The organism is Nocardioides pakistanensis (genome assembly GCF_054781215.1).
The window spans coordinates 78,377-92,128 of the sequence record NZ_BAAGUV010000012.1; the positions used below are offsets into that span (position 1 = coordinate 78,377).

Here is a 13,752-nt window from a genome sequence, read left to right on the forward strand (position 1 = left end):
GCGTTCTCTCATGGGACGTCTGCACCACCGTCTGGAGGAGCGCCGCGACGGCGCCGAGGACAAGGGCCTCGCACTCCTCGACGTGCTGATCGGCATGGCGATCTTCGCCCTGATCGCGATCATCGCCCTCTCGGCCATCGGGCAGTTCCGGCAGCGGGCGTTCGAGACCAGCGTCACCTCCGACGCGCGGTCGATCGGCACCACGCTGGAGGCCGACTTCACGACCAACCAGGCCTACCCCGACACCAGCAAGTTGGTCGGCAGCAACCACGGCAGCAGCGCCTCGCCTGAGGTGAAGGCGACCTACGGCGGCGGTGCCGCGATGGTGATCGACGGCCTCTCGCTGACCCGCGGCGTGACGATCAAGAACTACACCAACCTCGACGGCGCCGGTGTCACCGGCTTCAAGTTCTGCGTCGAGCACACCTCGGGCTCCGACGTCGACGCGTGGGCTGCCTACAACTCCACCAAGGGTGGCGTCGTCGGCTCCGGCCGTGGCGCGGGATGCTCCTCGGCGGCCGCGCAGGCCGCCCTGTCCTGACGGCTGTACGACCGCCTCTAGCGAGCCCGGTGGCCGGGCAGGGATCCGTCTCTGCTCGCGCACCGGGCTCGTGGCATTACTCGGGCCTAGCCGGACCCGCCGGAGGCCGCCGGTCTACGCATGTTGATCGGCAGCGGCCGGGCCGATCGCCGCGCACCTCTCCCTGGAGAGGCGAGCCACCGCACGGATAGGACGACACCCACGTGGACACCGAGCAGTACCTCACCACCCGCGAGGGCGGTGCTCGGGCGTACCTGCGCAGGCACCTGGCTCGTCTCCGGACGGCCCGAGCCCAGGACGACCGCGGCTCGGTGATGATCGAGTCGCTGGTGGCAATCATGGTCGTCGGCCTGGCGATGGCCGGGTTCACCTCCACCTCGATAGCGGTCAACAAGGGCCAGCGCCACGCACAGGCTCACGACGTCGCAACCCAGGTGGCGCACGGTCTGTTGGAGAAGGCCAAGGCGACACCGTGGAACCGGCTCGGCTACGCCCCCACCCAGCCGAGCCTGAACAAGGTGGTGCTGAAGGCAGGCGGCCAGGTGCTGCTGCCCTCCCCGGCGACCACCCCTGAATGGCTGACCGACCTCCCCGGCGACCCCGTCGTCACCGTCGACAACATCAACGTCACCGTCGTGGTCTCGGTGCGATGGAAGCCCGGTCAGGGTTCGGGCACCGCCGAGAAGCCCGGCACCAAGGTCGTCACGGTCCTCGCCGAATGGCCGGTGCCCGGTGACGACGACATCCAGAGCGCCACCTACACGCTCACGCGCACGGCCCGTGCCGTCGAGGCGGCGCCGACCGGCCTGCCGGAGGCAAGTTCATGAGGATCCCGACGCTGTCCCTGCGCCGCCGCAACGACGACGGCATGGTGGCTGTGCCTGCCATGGCGATCATGCTGCTGCTGGCCGCGACCTCGCTGAGCATCTTCTCCGCGGCCGCCATCTCCACCGAGCAGTCCCGCACGGGCCGTGACTTCACCCAGGCGCGCGAGAACCTCGACCAGGCGATCGCCGACGTCATGTGGAACCTGAACGAGGGCACACTGGGCGACCGGATCGCCGACGTCACCACCTCCGACACCAGCACCGGCAAGGGCGAGCGGGGCTACTGGCGCTGGAGTGTCAGCGACGTGCACCGCGACACCGAGCGCGGGGTGGTCGGCTGGGATGTCACGCTGACCTCCTGCGTCGACGGGGACCAGAGCCGTGCCGCGCACGCGGGTACCTCCATCGCGACCGGGTACGCACGCTGTGTCTCCTCCGACTCCGGGCTCACCCAGACCCGCACCGTGCCGGTGGGCTACACCTACGTCCAGTTCGTCGACGACGGCACCAAGCCCGGCGGCTACCGCTACGGCGTCGACCCGTACGGGGCGTGGCAGTACGCGCTCAGCGTCACCGGCGACTCCTGGCTGGCCAGCAACAGCCTGACCGACGTGGTCGCCGCGTTCGGGCCCGCCAAGGTCGACGACCGGACCGGCGACGGTTTCGACACCCTGGTCTCCTACGACGACCGTGCCAAGGCCACGGGCGGCGATGCCGAGCAGCACCGTGTCTCGCTCAACGCCACCTTCGACGCCAAGACGTTCGCGGCGAAGAAGGCCCAGTGCGCCGGACGGTGGCAGGGCGAGTTCAACAACAGCGTCCCAGTGAACCCGCCGACCACGCCTGGCACCGACACCAGCAGTTACCGACGCGGCGCGTCCCGCTTCGTCGGCCACGTCCCCGACGTCCGGGGCAACACGATCCGGGTGGACACCGTCGACGCCGTCGAGCGCCGAGGCCTGGCCTGCTTCGACTCGATCAAGGTCGTCGACCTGGCTCGGCTCAGCGGGTCAGGGAACATCGCCGAGGTGGTCGTCAAGGGCGACGTCGAGATCGGCCAGGGCTACCGCCTCGACCCGGGCATGCGGCGCCAGATGCACCTGTACGTCGGCGGAGACATGCGGTTCTACGCCGCCAAGGACACCTGGCGCTGGGAGTACGACTACCGCACCCGTACCCGGGTGCCGGAGTACAACTACGAGCCCGGCAAGAAGGGCGAGCCACCGGTCCGGGTCCCGCCCTACAGCCGGTGGACGTCATGGAGCGGCCACACCAGCCCCGTCCAGACGGTGTCGGGTGCCTCGGCCTCTCCGGCCAGCCGCTTCAACGGCTTCGTCTTCGCCCCCGACGGTGCCTGCGCGACCATGAGCGGCGCCGGTGTGCTGCCGGTGACCGGTGCGCTGGCCTGCGAACGAGCCGGGACCTCGGCCAGCAACGGGCTGCGAGCAGACATCACCTACCAGTCCCCGTTGCTCAGCGGGGCCGGGCCGACACCCATCTACTACACCCAGTCGCAGGGCTTCACCGCCCTCACCCACCCGTGAGCCAGGAGCGAACAACATGATGCGGTCCACTCCCCTGCGCAGTGAGCGCGGCGAGAGCGCGGTGAGCGTGCTGATGGGCGCACTCATCGGGCTGATCGTGCTCAGCGCGTTCAGTCTGTTCTGGGTGCAGTCCGACAAAGCAGCCACCCAAAACGTCGCGATGACCGGCCAGGAGTCCAAGGCCCTCCAAGTGCTGAACCGGGTCGGCCGCGACGTCCAGGACTCCACCCGGATCCTGCACGCCACCGCCGTGGACCTGGTGGTCGCCCGGGAGAACCCGAACGTCGCCACCGACATCGCGCTGACCCGCTACCGGATCAAGAGCGGCCTGTTCACCCAGCAGACCTGGAAGCGGGCTCCCGAGTCGGCGCTCACCGTCCCGCACCCGCTCGGCGCGTGGGACGAACTCGACTTCGCCACCGCCGACCCCACCATGATCTGCGACGAGAGCGCCCGGGCCAGCACCGTGCAGACGTGTGCGGTCATCGCCGAGGACGTCATCGACGACGGCTCCCGCAGCAAGTTCGCCTACCAGGCCAAGGATGGATCGCCCTGGGACGGCACGGACCTGACCCAGATCGCCCGCGTCGACATCTCCCTGGTCACCGGGGCGGGCAAGGGTGAGGTCGCGCTGGAGTCCTCCGCGGCGGTGGACACCACGGTCTCGGCCGACGGCGGCGGCACCCCCTCGACCCGGTTCCTGCCCTGCCCGAGCGGGCTGACTCCCCCGGCGACGGTGCGGCGCGGCGGCGAGGACGTCCCGCTCGTGTCGTGGGGCGCCGTGCCCAACGCCGAGCGCTACCGCGTCTCCGCCAACGGCACGAACCTGGCGACCGTCACCGGCACCTCCTGGACCGGTCAGCCCGGCACGTTCCGCGACGACACCACCTACACCTTCTCCGTGCAGCCGATCGCGGCCGGGTACGGCTCCGACAAGTGCCTGGCCGGTCCGTGGAACAAGGTGGGCCCGCAGGTCCCGACGCCGGGCGCGTTCGGAATGCAGGCGTGGGCGAAGAACTACTCGCTGAACACGGTGACGTGGGACCAGTTCCCCGGCGCCACCGGCTACCGGATCGACCGCCGCCGCCACGACACCAACGGGTCCTGGCACACCGGCGTGGGCACGGTCGGTGCTGGCGTCCGGACCTGGGACGACGCGTTGGTCAGAGGAGCGCCGAACAGCAACGACCAGTCGCAGTTGGGCAGCGTCTACGAGTACCGGGTGGTCGCGCTCGGGCCGGGGAAGAAGTCCGACACCGGGTTCGTCACCCAGTTCCCCGCCGACCCGGTGTTCACCGCGCTCGGCTCGTACCGGAAGACCGGTGCGGAGGCCGCGAAGGACACGCTGAAGACGCCGACCCACATCGGCCAGAACCTGGTCACCTGGAGCGCGGTCCGCTCGGCGAACCGTTACGAGGTGAGCAAGTACCAGGCCTACGAGTCGTTGACGGGAAACAACCGGATCAGCCCGGTAGGCAACCCCGCGGCGGTGTCCGCGCTCTCCTACGAGGACGGCTCGGTCAAGCGCGGCAGCGAGACCCTGTACCGCACGACGGCGCTCAACCAGTGCACCCAGCGCTCGGGCAGCCAGGTGGTCTTGCAGCGCTGCGAGTCGCCAAACCACGACGACGTGCCGACTCTCCAGAACCTGAAGCGCGCCTACCAGGTGCCGAAGGCTCCCGAGACCACGGTGACCGACGAGCCGACCCTGGAGAAGCAGACCTACACCGTCACCTCCTCGCACACCATCGACACCGACGCGAGCCGTCCCTACTGCGACTCCGACCCCGAGGCGGCGGAGTGCGGGTACCGGCTCCAGGTCCGCAACGAGGCCAAGGGGTCAACCGAGGACATCGGCGACCGCAGTCTGCGCTCCGACTCTCCGTGGGGCTCCAGCGACTGGGTCGCCGCCCGTGCCTGCAACGCGGGCGGTTGCTCGCCGGTGGTCACCCCTGGAGGCGCCTGGATCAAGGAGCAGGCGGAGAACTTCAACGTCAAGTGGGTCCACGAGTACCCGGGGCCGTTCGAGACCGCCATCAAGCGCGAGGACCTGGGCCAGGAGTTCTTGATGAATGTCTACTCCTCCAACCCGAGCCCGGAGCCAGCCAACACGGCGGCCACGATGACGATTCCGTGGACCAGGTCCGCTGGTGTCATGGCGGACGACGGTGCCTACACCGTCCGCTGGACGGCGACCAAGCGGGACCCGAACGACAGGTCGGGGAGGAAGACCTTCGACGCGTCCACGACTCGATTCGACGGCCCGTTCGGGAACGGCGTGCGGGTCACGCCCGGTGCCCAGTACGAGGTCACGGTGACCGCTCAGGCAGCCAACGGCCTCGACCGGACGATCACCACGAGGGTCACGATGCCGCCGCCGCCGGTCTCGTTCTTCCAGATCGGCACCTTCTGCAACACCGGCCAGAACCAGAACGGATGGAAGGCAGCCTTTCGCTACTCCCCCTTCGGGGTCTCCGACAACACCAACCCGGACGCGAAACTGCCCTGGGTCTCGCTGAAGTCCTCGATCGACCGGTACGTGATTCGCGCATTCCGAGGCACCGCGCCGCGCGGCGAGGACCCGTTCGTCTACCTCCAGAGCGGGCTCAACAGCGTCGAATGGGACGGGGGAAACGCCCAGAACAACCTGGTGACGTGGGCTCCGGAGACTCCGATTCGGCTCTTCCGCGAGATCGACGAGCCCACGCCCTCGACCGCTGACGAGTTGATGGGCAGCAACACCAACACTCGACTGATGAACAACTCGGTCGGCTCCGGAGGCGCCATGTCGATCACCGCGATCAGCCCGCTCGACCCCGACTCCGAGGTACGCGATCCCAGGTCCAAGCAGATGACGGTCAACCTGTGGAAGGTGGGCTCCGAGCCGGTCGCCTGTCAGCCCGGCACCGGCTGGCACTGGAACGGAAACTCCGTACCGGTGGTCCGTTGGGCCTTCCCCGGAACCAAGGGCGACCAGCCCAACCGCTCGGTCTGGGACGTGACCGGCTATTGACGGCGACATGCAGCCTCGGCCTGCGTGGCTGAGGCTGCCGCTGCTCATCCGGACGTGTGCATAGGAACGACATGACATCACCTGCGAAACGGACGGTCGTTGCCGCCGTCGGCCTGAGCGTCCTGACGCTCGGGCTCCTCGGTACCAGGGTGTACGAGCCGGGCACGGACTCCCCCACCCCATCCTCCGGCACGGCCCGCGACGACTTCGGTCTCAGCCTGGCCACCGACCCGGAGGTCATCGACGAAGCCAACGACACGCTGCGCCAGTCGGGCCGCACCCTGCCCGGTCTCGAAGCAGCGGGCCCCGAGGAGTCGGCCGAGATCCGCGACGCGGCGGCTCGCCACGAGGAGGTGAAGGCACGCGTGCTTCCGTCGAAGGGCACCGCCGAGGCCCTGGTCACCCCGACCGGCGCATCGTGGTGGTCGCTGGTCACCGGACTCGCCGCCCAGGTCGAACTCAGCGGTTCCCCAACCCCCGCGGGGGCGAACTGGTACGCGTTCTCCGGAGGCACCACGTTCGGGACGAACGCCGACCTGGTTCCGTACTGGACTGCCGTCCACGTCGGCTTCGACTCCCCGCAGCGGGCCGCCCGGTTCACCGAGCACGTCCGATCTGCCCGGGGCACGGATCACCGCTACGTCTTCGAGCGCGACACCGTGGTCAGCGTGGTTCCGGCCAGCGTCTACCCCGAGCAGGAGACCTTCGCCACCCAGATCCCGGTCCTGACCGCGGGGGCACCACTGTCTCGGGCCACCTGGAGCATCGACTGGGGCACGAAGGTCACCGCCCAATCAGCCGGACACCGCAACGAACGAGCACTGGCCCAGATGTGGTCCGCGCTCGGCTTCGACCCCGCAGGCAGCCTGTGGACGGCCACCGCAGACCGCCCCGAAGGGCCCTGGCTGGGCACCGTGGACGGCTGGCGGGCAGACCGGGTTGACGTCGAGGCGGCTGACCGGATCGTCCTGGGCACCACCGGGCAGGCGTGCCAGACATCCGAGGACGGCACCATCGCGATGCGTGCCTGTGTCGAGACCGACGAGGGGCTCTCCAGCGTGCTCGACTCGATCGGGTTCACCGACGGCGAAAGCCACCAGATGGGCCGCCTGGCGGTCGCGGAACCACCCCGGGACGGCGTCCTCGCCGGGGCGCTGCGGCCCGACGGGTGGGCAGAGGAGTTCCTGACCGGCCGCACCTACGACACGGCCGTGGAGAGGATCACGTTCACCGTCGACGAGCAGTCCCGGATGCTGCTGGATGTCACGATCGAGTCCGACCAAAATCAGGACGAAGAGTAAAAAGTCGGGCAGGGTGGGGAGGCAACGCGCCCGTGCCGGACACCTGGTGGTCAGAGACAAGGTAAAGACCGCAGCCCGATCAGCCGGGTGAGAAGAACAAGACTGGAGCACCACGATCATGAAAACCGCCACGCGACGCAGCCGCGCCCTCGGTGTGCTCGCCGCCCTCGGTGTGCTCGCCGCGACCCTGGTCGGCCTCGCCCCGGCCGCCAGCGCGACCGAGTACGGCGCCCTGAAGGTCACCGACAAGCAGTGGTACGTGGGTCGCAACAGCCAGGTGCTCCACGTTGACGAGGAGCACGACACCGCCGACGGCTTCTACTACGCCAGAGCCGAGGACAGGAACGACCCCGCCGCCCGGGACTTCACCTGGATCTACCAGCCCTACGGCGCGTACTGCCGCAACCGGTCACGCTACGTCGGGATGAACCCGTGGACCGGGAGGTACACCTGCCTTCCCGACTACGACATCCTCGAAGCGGGCGTCCCCGGCTACACCGCCGCGCGCGACGATTGCCGGGCGAAGACCGGGACCGACTACATGGAGGCCGCCGAGTACGTCGACGCCGCAGGCAACCGGATCGCGTGGACCTGCGATGACTGGGTGGTCGACGAGACTCGCAACGGTGCGGCCAAGATCGAGCCGACCGCTGTCGACTGCGCTCCCTGGGAGCCGACCGGCTACCGCGACGGCCTTCCGAACTGCTGGTTCACCCGCTACGCCTGGGAAGACGGCGGCACCGCCACCCCCGGTGACGATCCGGGCAGCAGCGACCAGGCCGTGCAGCGAGTGAGTCGACCCTTCGCGACCTCCATGTCGGCGCAGCAGAAGGCCACCGAGCAGGAGAGGCGTCGGGTCCGCCGGATGGTGGTCCAGCGTCGCGCCAACGTCACCGTCCGCGGCATCCGGTTCACCGCAGCCGGACGCGCGCCGGTGTTCACCTGGGGCCAGGCGACCCGTCGTCGCGCTGCCACCGCGACCCGGTCCTTCGAGGCCGTCGGTGAAGGCCTCTGCACTGGCCCGACCGTCGCAGTCGCCCGGCAGTGCGCGACCGAGAAGGCCATCGAGGACGCCCGGGTGAAGGCCGAGCGCGGCGCCTACGAGCGTGCTGTCCTCGCTGCCCGGGACCTGGCACACAAGAAGGCCAGCCAGGCTGCTGGTGCGGCCGCCCGGTTCCAGGCGAAGCGGGTCGAGATCCCGGTTCGGGCCAAGCGTCGCGCCATCGCGCTGGCGTCGCGTCGGGCCGAGGCGAACCTGGTCAAGGTCGTCCAGCGTCGCTTCCCCGGCTACCAGGGCTGAGCCGCCTGTCTCACCATCCCCTTCGTGGATCCTGCTGCCCAGGCAGTTCCACGGAGGGGATCGGTGTTCCTCGGCACGGCCACGACAGGTCCGGGCATGCTCGCGCCCGGTGTCCCCAATGGACACTGTGGAGTTGTGGGATCGGGAAGGCTCTCGTCGTCCTACGACGGCTCATCCGGGCCGCTGACGGTGCCAATCTGGCTGCGGTCTCTCCGGTGTTCCCTCATGCCTTATAGGTGTGCGGACGCCCCTGTCGACCTCCCCGGACCGGCCTCCTGTAGCCAGGCTTTACCCACGGATTCGGGGTGGCGAGACGGGTTCCTACAGCACCGTGTAGCCGATGCTCTTGGCCACCACCCGCAGTCGGTCGAGCAGGGCACCGCTGGCCAGCGGCTCGGAGAACGCGGGCGCCGCGGGCAGCGCTTCCTCGGCCGGTGCGAACAGGGTGACCATCTGGCGGCCGGTCAGTGAGGAGAGACTCAGGAGTCCGTCGGCGTCGGGGTAGGCCAGCCGGAAGGCGCGGGCCCACGCACGGGTCTTGGCCTTGTCGCTATCGCCGTTGATCGCGTGCGCGGCACCCACCCGCAGCGGCCAGTCGCCGGTGAGGTCGAGCAGCCGCAGGGACCGGGTCACGGCGAAGCCGGAAAGGAACGGTGCGCCGACGTCACGGATGACCCGGCGCTGCTCGTGGAACACCTCGGCTAGTGCGGTCGGCACGTCGAGTGCGGCGTAGAGCACCTTCTCGGCCTGCTCGTGGGGCGGTGGCTCGTGCGGGTCGAACCGGCACGTCGGCGCCGGTCCCCAGGAGCGCATCTGGTTCCACGCCGACGGGTGTGCTCCCTCGGTGCTATGCACCCTCCAGAGCACCGCCCCACCCTCTGGGAGCGGCGGCAGCGTGAAGGCGTAGACCGGACGGCGTGTGGCAAGCAGGATCGGCTCGGGCGGCCAGGGGAGTTTCTCCACGAGACCCTCGGTCAGCCGAGCACGAAGTAGGCCTCGGCGCCTGCGAGAACCGGGGACAGGTCGCCATCGGAGAGCAGCCAGTCGCGGACCGATACCGGCTCGTCGTTGATCGTCAGCCAGTGCCGGGGAAAGGTGAAGAACTCGCTCACCATCAGCGGGTGCAGTCCCTCAGGCAGCGCTGATAGGACCCGCTTCAGGTGCGGCACGACTCGCCAGGACCCGCCCGCCTTCTCGAACTGCCATCGAGGGAACCGCAGGCCGCCTTCCGCAGGCAGCGCGTACAGCGACCCGTCGCGCTTGCGGTGCCGGACGCTGGAGGTCGAGATACCCAGCCGCTCAGCCACCTCATCGGTGCTCAGCGCGCCCTTCGTCAGCAGAGCAGTATCTGCGAGGAGGCGCGCGGTGTTCCATCGAGCCGCCTCGTCCGCGCCCTCCATGAGGCCTGGTGTCACCCCGGAGTGGGCGTCGAAGAACTCCGCCGCAGGCTTGGACAGGGTCGCCCTGGTGTGCGTGGTGGGGCCGACCCAGGCCTGCGCAAGAGCCTCCGTGATGGCGATCGTGATGTCTCCAACGCCGATTCCAGCCACACTCAGCACCGAGGCGAGTTCAATGTCGTGACGCCGCAGATCGTCGGTGGTCTCCACGATGCGGGAACGCAAGTCGCCCAGCGCCAGGTCGACCGGGCGGAGGTTCACGATCAGGTCGTAGCGCGCGAGGGCGTCGTCCGCACCGCTGGCCTCGCCCTCGGTCGGGGCTGTGTCGTCTCGACGCCCAGTTCGCGCGCTCACCGGTGGCTCCTCACCATCCACACGGTACCACTGCGTGGCGGTTCGTGGCCTACTCGGCAGTAGTCCGGGCCAGCGGCCCGGACTACTGCTCCTGGTGGCAAGCGCAGGCGCACGGGACGACCCGGCGCACCGCCTTGTCGCCATTGATCGCCTCACCCAAGCAGTGGCGGATCGACTCCCCCACCTTGTTCGTCTGCCTGCCGTCGCGGCACTCGGGGCCGGGTCCGCAGAAGCCGGAGTACCAAGGCTTGAACACGCGGATCTCGATCTCGCGGTCCGGTGCGGTGCCCGGTGCCGTGGGCAGCATGGTGTCGAGAGCGCTCATCGTGCTCACTCCGCGTCGTGGGTGTAGAACTGGATGACGCCGAGGTTGGTTAGCGAGTGCAGGAACGCAACCTCGTCGGACGGGTCGATCCACAACACGTTGCCGGTCGGCGCGACCCGCTCGGTGTACGGCTCGTAGTCCGTGGCAACGAGCACCAGCGGAACCGAACCGAGGTCCCAGGTGTCGAAACCCTCGACCGGGACGGTCTTGTCGCTGAACAGCGCGGTGAGCACCTCCTCGCTCTCCGCGGCCGGGTCGAAGGTACCCTCGGCGGCCCGGTCCGCGCAGATCAGCGCCTGGACGTCGGAGGCGGTGGCAACACAGGTCCGCCAACGGGCGACAAGGGCCTGTGCGTTCCCGTCCTCGGTGTCGGGCAGGTTGGCGTACCCCTCGATCAGGTGGCCGACCAGTTCGGTCGCGGTGTCGGCGAAGACGGTCTGGTCACCGCGCACCAGGGCCATCGGCCACTGGGTGCCGTCCTCACGGATGTGCTGGTCGGTGACCTGGGTGTCGACCAGGATGCTGCTCATGGGTTCGTCCTCGTGTCTGTCTGCGGAGCGGGCGGGAAGTCTCGCTGAGCCCCCAGGTGGAGTCTCACTGGTCCTATGCCGGTACCGGCATGGCGGCGGCCGGTGCGGGCGAGAGGAAGAAGGACCTCTCCGCGCGGATCCGCAGCCCCGTCGCCAGCGAACTGGTGCTGCGGGCGATGACGGTGGTGGGATGGAGCCCGGCGAAGGCGGTGAACATGCTGTCACCCGAGGCGATCACGAAGCGGGAGAACCCGCGGTCGGCCAAGTGCCAGGCGAGGTCGAGGAGGTAGCGGTCGGCCGCGTCCGGCGCGAACGGTACAACCCGCAGGGCGACGCCGCGCTCGTCGAGCACGAACGCGGTGCGGCGCAGCAACGAGTCGGCCGCTGCGGCAGCGACCACGTAGTCGACGTTCCCGGCCAGGTCGAGCACCTCGTCCATGGTGCGGGCGGCCATCGCCGGGCACAACCACATGTCGCGAACCCCGACCGGCAGGGGAGCCGCCAGGGCGGCGTGCGTGGCGACGTCGTCGCAGCAGCGAGTCGACCCCGCAGCGGGGTGCTCGGGGACGTGCAGGATGTTCTCCAGGTCGACCAGCAGGGCACTGCGGCTGGTCGCCTCCCGCGGGGTTGATGTGCGCCGGGTCATACCTGGTAGGTGTGCGGTGCCGGGGCGAACCGTCTCCACCTCCCGGGACGCCGAGAGGCCCCGCAGATGCAGTGCAGTCGGCGGTGCCTCTCGTACTCGCGCAGTCCCAACCCTCTGGCATTGGCCGTCTCGTCGGTGCGATTGGCTGGCGAGTGTCTATGGAGTTGTCTTCATGGGCGTCGGGCGGGTCAGTCCCACCACACGCGCCAGGCGCGTTCTCCGGGGCGCCACGGCGTCTGCTCCAGGCTGATCTCGTCTGCGGTTCCGGCGGCGTCCAGGCCGAGGTCGCGCATCCGGGCGTAGATGTCCCCGGGGCTGTCCAGGCTGCCGTCGGTGTCGTAGAGGTGGACACCCTCGGCGGTGACCCGCTCGTCGGAACGGTGCGGAAGCACCGCGTAGCCGTGCACCTCGATCAGGTCGGGGTGTTCCGCGGCAGCCCTCAGCGCGGACCGGAGGCTGGGTGCCCCATCTGCCTGGCGGACCGCGAGGTTCTCCTCCGGCAGGCTGTCCAGGAGCGCTCGGGCGGCGGGGCCGCTGACCCCGGCGAACATCGGGTTGCCCAGGTCGTTGCGGTAGAACTCCCCCGGCTCGCCGAACTTTGGCTGGTAGGCCCAGGACACATAGGTCTGGGAGGTGAAGGGCTCCAGCGTGTCGACGGCGTCACGGGTGAACCCGCGCTCGGGGCCGAAGATCATCGGTCGGTGCGGGTCGGTCATGTCCGCGCCGAGAGCACCGTCGAACTGGGAACCGAGACGTGACGTCATCGCCTCTGGGTCACGCCGGTGCGGAACCCCCGGAGCCCGGCCTGCGCCGGACGACCCTTTTGGGTCCGCATCACCGGTGCCGCTGCTCGGTCGCGGAGTCCCTCCCGGCATGCGTGCTGCCAGTCCCGGTGGCGGGGTGAACTGACGGACCCGCTGCCGGGCCTCGGCGATCTGCTGGGCTGCCCGGCGCTGCTCCAGGTTCACCGGCTTCGGGCCGGGGGCCGGGGCCTTCGGGGCGACCGGGCACAGGTGCCCGTTCTCCTCGGCGAAGAACCGGCCGCACTTGGCGCAGTTGGAAACCTGGGCGCCGCCGTGGCCCTTGACCAGGCTGTTGAACGTCGCCCCGGGGCTGGCCGAGCCGCGGACCGCTGCGAACGTGTCGGCGTCGACGTGGTGCCCGTAGACGTTGCCGTTGGAGGTCTGGGTAACCATGACCCCGGCGTCGGAGTTGTACCCGACCGCGGAGATCCACTTGGAACGGACCGGCTCCATCGTCGCGCCCTGGGCAGCAAGCCTGGCTCGGTGCCGCTCGATCAGGTCGCCGGTGGCCATCGCACCCAGGCGGGGGCGGCGAGACTCCAGGCGGGAGGCGACGGCCTCGCTGATCTTGGCGTTGGTCGCACCGGTGAAACCGAGCCCCTCGGCCGACCACACCCCCGCGCCGTTGTTGGTCACTCGGACCCAGCCGGAGACCGTCCGGCCGGAGGAGTCCTGGGCGGAGACGGGGACGTCGAAGGTGGACCCGGTCTCCTGGGCGTACCGCTTGATCGAGGTGACCGAGGGCATCCGGAACGTGACGTCGCCGTCGGTGTAGTTCATCCGGTGCGTGCGGCGGTGGCCAGACAGCGCTCGGCCCAGTGTCCGCTTGGGCGTGTAGTCGTCGGGCATCTTCGGGTAGCCGCTGCCCTGCTCGTCGTGCTCGGCGGAGATGAAGTGCTGCTCCCACCACTCACGGCGGCGGGCGGTCGAACGCGGGTCGTCGACGGCGGCGAAGAACGTCGGCGGGACGTAGCCGCGACTCAGCAGCGCGTCGTGCCTCTCGGCGTCACCGAACAGCCGGTCTGCGTGCGAGGCGGGCGGGCGGCGCGCAGCACCGGGACCGTCGAGGGTCAGGCCTGCCTCGCTGTGCTCGCGGTTCGCGAACTGGCCGCCGATCGGGATGCCCTTGGGCTGCCGCGGCTGGTACTCCGTGCTCATGCCTGCCAGGTGC

12 protein-coding genes are annotated in these 13,752 nt (G+C 69.6%); 6 read left to right on the top strand and 6 right to left on the bottom strand.

Going from position 1 to position 13,752, the window contains the following annotated elements; translation table 11 throughout:
* Window positions 1-10: 10 nt before the first annotated feature.
* From ACYVIH_RS04720 to ACYVIH_RS04745, 6 genes are all read left to right on the top strand, one after another.
* The gene (locus tag ACYVIH_RS04720) at window positions 11-541 is read left to right on the top strand and encodes a hypothetical protein (protein ID WP_460866528.1); all 531 of its coding nucleotides are present in this window, start codon (window positions 11-13) and stop codon (window positions 539-541) included.
* Window positions 542-744: 203 nt separating this feature from the next.
* Window positions 745-1,368, top strand: coding sequence for a type IV pilus modification PilV family protein (locus ACYVIH_RS04725; RefSeq protein ID WP_460866529.1), 624 nt, complete (start codon window positions 745-747; stop codon window positions 1,366-1,368).
* Window positions 1,365-2,912 (top strand): hypothetical protein, encoded by a 1,548-nt coding sequence (locus ACYVIH_RS04730; RefSeq protein ID WP_460866531.1) that lies wholly within the window; start codon window positions 1,365-1,367, stop codon window positions 2,910-2,912. Before ACYVIH_RS04725 ends, ACYVIH_RS04730 begins: the two co-directional genes overlap by 4 nt.
* Window positions 2,913-2,928: 16 nt before the next feature.
* Entirely contained in the window at window positions 2,929-5,925 is a 2,997-nt protein-coding gene (locus ACYVIH_RS04735; RefSeq protein ID WP_460866533.1) for a hypothetical protein, read from the top strand.
* A gap of 71 nt (window positions 5,926-5,996) precedes the next feature.
* Window positions 5,997-7,226: a hypothetical protein gene (locus ACYVIH_RS04740; RefSeq protein ID WP_460866535.1), complete on the top strand. Its 1,230-nt coding sequence runs from the start codon at window positions 5,997-5,999 to the stop codon at window positions 7,224-7,226.
* A 118-nt stretch (window positions 7,227-7,344) separates the two neighbouring features.
* The gene (locus ACYVIH_RS04745; RefSeq protein WP_460866537.1) at window positions 7,345-8,526 is read left to right on the top strand and encodes a hypothetical protein; all 1,182 of its coding nucleotides are present in this window, start codon (window positions 7,345-7,347) and stop codon (window positions 8,524-8,526) included.
* Window positions 8,527-8,847: 321 nt separating this feature from the next.
* Here ACYVIH_RS04745 and ACYVIH_RS04750 read toward each other — a convergent pair whose 3' ends face one another.
* The 6 genes from ACYVIH_RS04750 to ACYVIH_RS04775 form a co-directional block, all read right to left on the bottom strand.
* Window positions 8,848-9,489, bottom strand: coding sequence for an RES family NAD+ phosphorylase (locus ACYVIH_RS04750; RefSeq protein WP_460866539.1), 642 nt, complete (start codon window positions 9,487-9,489; stop codon window positions 8,848-8,850).
* A gap of 11 nt (window positions 9,490-9,500) precedes the next feature.
* Entirely contained in the window at window positions 9,501-10,277 is a 777-nt protein-coding gene (locus ACYVIH_RS04755) for a hypothetical protein (protein ID WP_460866541.1), read from the bottom strand.
* Between the two features lie 82 nt (window positions 10,278-10,359).
* Window positions 10,360-10,602, bottom strand: coding sequence for a hypothetical protein (locus ACYVIH_RS04760; RefSeq protein WP_460866543.1), 243 nt, complete (start codon window positions 10,600-10,602; stop codon window positions 10,360-10,362).
* Window positions 10,603-10,607: 5 nt separating this feature from the next.
* The gene (locus ACYVIH_RS04765; protein WP_460866545.1) at window positions 10,608-11,132 is read right to left on the bottom strand and encodes a hypothetical protein; all 525 of its coding nucleotides are present in this window, start codon (window positions 11,130-11,132) and stop codon (window positions 10,608-10,610) included.
* Between the two features lie 73 nt (window positions 11,133-11,205).
* Window positions 11,206-11,778 (bottom strand): hypothetical protein, encoded by a 573-nt coding sequence (locus tag ACYVIH_RS04770; RefSeq protein ID WP_460866547.1) that lies wholly within the window; start codon window positions 11,776-11,778, stop codon window positions 11,206-11,208.
* A gap of 188 nt (window positions 11,779-11,966) precedes the next feature.
* Entirely contained in the window at window positions 11,967-13,739 is a 1,773-nt protein-coding gene (locus tag ACYVIH_RS04775) for a hypothetical protein (protein WP_460866550.1), read from the bottom strand.
* Window positions 13,740-13,752: the final 13 nt, after the last annotated feature.

What these genes read in the sequence shown, in the direction of transcription:
- ACYVIH_RS04720 (WP_460866528.1), top strand. Translation starts at nt 11, where the DNA reads ATGGGACGTCTGCACCACCGTCTGGAGGAGCGCCGCGACGGCGCCGAG.
- ACYVIH_RS04730 (WP_460866531.1), top strand. Translation starts at nt 1,365, where the DNA reads ATGAGGATCCCGACGCTGTCCCTGCGCCGCCGCAACGACGACGGCATG.
- ACYVIH_RS04735 (WP_460866533.1), top strand. Translation starts at nt 2,929, where the DNA reads ATGATGCGGTCCACTCCCCTGCGCAGTGAGCGCGGCGAGAGCGCGGTG.
- ACYVIH_RS04740 (WP_460866535.1), top strand. Translation starts at nt 5,997, where the DNA reads ATGACATCACCTGCGAAACGGACGGTCGTTGCCGCCGTCGGCCTGAGC.
- ACYVIH_RS04745 (WP_460866537.1), top strand. Translation starts at nt 7,345, where the DNA reads ATGAAAACCGCCACGCGACGCAGCCGCGCCCTCGGTGTGCTCGCCGCC.
- ACYVIH_RS04760 (WP_460866543.1), bottom strand. Translation starts at nt 10,602, where the DNA reads ATGAGCGCTCTCGACACCATGCTGCCCACGGCACCGGGCACCGCACCG.
- ACYVIH_RS04765 (WP_460866545.1), bottom strand. Translation starts at nt 11,132, where the DNA reads ATGAGCAGCATCCTGGTCGACACCCAGGTCACCGACCAGCACATCCGT.
- ACYVIH_RS04770 (WP_460866547.1), bottom strand. Translation starts at nt 11,778, where the DNA reads ATGACCCGGCGCACATCAACCCCGCGGGAGGCGACCAGCCGCAGTGCC.
- ACYVIH_RS04775 (WP_460866550.1), bottom strand. Translation starts at nt 13,739, where the DNA reads ATGAGCACGGAGTACCAGCCGCGGCAGCCCAAGGGCATCCCGATCGGC.